Annotated in this window: 2 protein-coding genes and 1 tRNA gene; 2 read left to right on the forward strand and 1 reads right to left on the reverse strand. The window is 68.5% G+C overall.

What is annotated here, in order from left to right:
• Positions 1–1,149, forward strand: a 1,149-nt coding sequence (locus tag FVW20_RS12535; protein ID WP_196609880.1) for a response regulator, incomplete at its 5' end; no start/stop codon positions are given.
• Between the two features lie 648 nt (positions 1,150–1,797).
• Here FVW20_RS12535 and FVW20_RS12540 read toward each other — a convergent pair.
• A tRNA-His gene (locus FVW20_RS12540) sits at positions 1,798–1,873 on the reverse strand.
• Between the two features lie 231 nt (positions 1,874–2,104).
• Between FVW20_RS12540 and FVW20_RS12545 the strand changes: the two genes are divergently transcribed.
• The coding region (locus FVW20_RS12545; RefSeq protein ID WP_504739156.1) for a carboxyvinyltransferase at positions 2,105–2,461 on the forward strand (357 nt) is incomplete at its 3' end.

Consider the following 2,461-nt stretch of genomic DNA (forward strand, 5'->3'; position numbering starts at 1 on the left):
GCTGCCGACGCGCCCCGGAGCAGCAATGCCGACACCACCGCCACCCGGCGCGCCCCGGCCCGCCCTGTCCAGCCCGATCCGGCCCTGCACGATCCGGCCCTGCACGGAGCGCGGGTGCTGCTGGTGGACGACAACCTCATCAACCGCGCCGTGGCCACGGAGATGCTGCATGCCGCAGGCGTGGCGGTAAAGGCGGTTTCCTCGGGCGAGGAGGCGCTGGACACCCTGGCCAACACCAGCCCCACCCGCGCCGCAGACGGGGCGAATGCTGCGGACACCCGCCAGGCGGACGTGACGGACGCCCCTTTCGACGCGGTGCTGCTGGACATCCAGATGCCGGGCATGGACGGCTACCAGACCGCCGCCGCCATTCGGGCGCGAAATGCATCCGGCGACCTGCTGCTGCGGCCCGGTGCTCCGGTCATCGCCTTTACCGCGCGGGTGGAGGGCGAGGACGAAACCGCCCTGCATCGGGCGGGCATCGTCGGCAGGCTGCCCAAGCCCGTGGACCGCAAGGAACTGCTGGACACCCTGCGTCGCCACCTGCCTGCGCGACCGGCTGCGGAGGCAACGGGGGCGGACAGCACGGAATCGGGAGCGGGATCACCGGATGTTCCCGCCGCAGGCCCCGCGCCAGCGCCACTCCGACCACAGACGGGCAACGGCAAGCCCGCCACGGGCCACCGCCCCGCACCGGAAGACCTGCCCGCATCCCTGCCGGGGCTGGACGTGACCAGCGGCGTGCGCCGCATGAACGGCAAGGCCTGGCTGTACCTGCGGGTGCTGGGCAGCTTTGTGGCCGCCTATTCCGGGGCGGGCGAGGAAGTGCGCGGGCTGGTGGCCGCCGCCGAGAAGTCCAACGGAATTGGGCCGGACGCCGCTGGCGCGTGGCGCGCCCTGTCCGAACGTGCCCACGCCATGGCGGGGGCGGCGGGCAGCATATCCGCCCACGAGGTGCACGAGGCGGCACGCGCCCTGGAGCACCTGGGTCTGCTGCTGGCAGGCGACCTGCCTGCCGCCGGGGAAAACGGAAAGGATGCGGCAACCGCACCGCAGGCATCCGTGCATGACCTTGTGGAACGCTTTGACGCGGCGGTGCGCACCACCTGCCACAGCATCCATGCCCTGCTGGATACCCACGGCGGCTGACAGGACCGAGGAGCGCGGACAGGCCCAACAGGACAGGACATCCGGGCCAGGCAGACGAAAGCACCGCACGCGCGGGCATGGCCGGGTTGCCCGCACCACCGCCGCCGCACGGCGCACCGTCACAAATTTCGTGAAGGAAAACGGCGGGCCGCGCCGCACGCCAACGGTTGCCCCCATCGACGGGGTTCCGTTCCGGGGCCGGTAGGGGTATGGTCCGCCCGACATGCGCAGAGGAAATTCCACCCATCAGCACCGGCACGCGCCGGGGCCGCCCGTAGCGAAACCAAGGGCGGTTGCCAAATTTGGATTTTCGTTCGTTGGCAAGGAAAACGAGCCCGCCATGAGGGAACATGCGGCAGCCGTTATGCGAGTCATCGAGCATTACGGATGGCGCCCGCATCGCGCTCATGTCGTATTCGACCGAGCCTTAGCCGTTAGGTGCGCGAAGCGAACCTTACGGCTAGGGACAGCAGAGCTATGGCGGGCGAAGTTTGACCTCGTTGCGCACGATGTCCGCAGGGCTCGTGAACTCGCCCGGCGGACACGCTTCGCGCCCTTCGGGTCGGAAGCCAACGGGCGAAAGGACAATTTGGCAACCGCCCGTTCCCAGAAAAAGAAAAGCCCCGCTAACGCGGGGCACGGAATCAATGGGGCGAATGATGGGACTTGAACCCACGGCCACCTGGGCCACAACCAGGTGCTCTGCCAACTGAGCTACATCCGCCGTAAGAGAGAGCGCATATACACCCGGCGCGGGGACCGGTCAAGAGGCAATCTCCCCCTTTCGGTCCCTTTCAGATCCTTTCAGGTCCTTGCACGTCCTTTCAGAACCGGCGCCCGTTTTCGGCCATGACACTCGCCCCCGCAACGGGACAGCCCGACGCGGCGCAGCCAAAGCCATCACCCGCGCGGAACATTTCCGCAGCGACTACCCGTAAAGGATACCCACGACCACATGGACAAACTCGTCATCCAAGGCGGCGTGCCCCTGCGCGGCTCCATTGCCGTCAGCGGCTCCAAGAACGCCGCACTGCCCATCCTGATGGCCTCTATCCTGGCCGAAGAACCCATCACCTACACCAATGTGCCGCGCCTGCGCGACATCTTCACCACCAACAAGCTGCTGGCCATCCTGGGCTGCCCGGCGGAATTCGACGGCCACACCGTAACCGTCACCCCGTGCGACCTGAAGCCGGAAGCCCCCTACGACCTGGTGAAGACCATGCGCGCGTCGGTGCTGTGCCTTGGCCCGCTGCTGGCCCGCCTGGGCGAGGCCCGCGTGGCCCTGCCCGGCGGCTGCGCCATCGGCGCG

Source organism: Nitratidesulfovibrio oxamicus, assembly GCF_015731765.1.
In the GTDB taxonomy this organism is placed as follows: domain Bacteria; phylum Desulfobacterota; class Desulfovibrionia; order Desulfovibrionales; family Desulfovibrionaceae; genus Cupidesulfovibrio; species Cupidesulfovibrio oxamicus.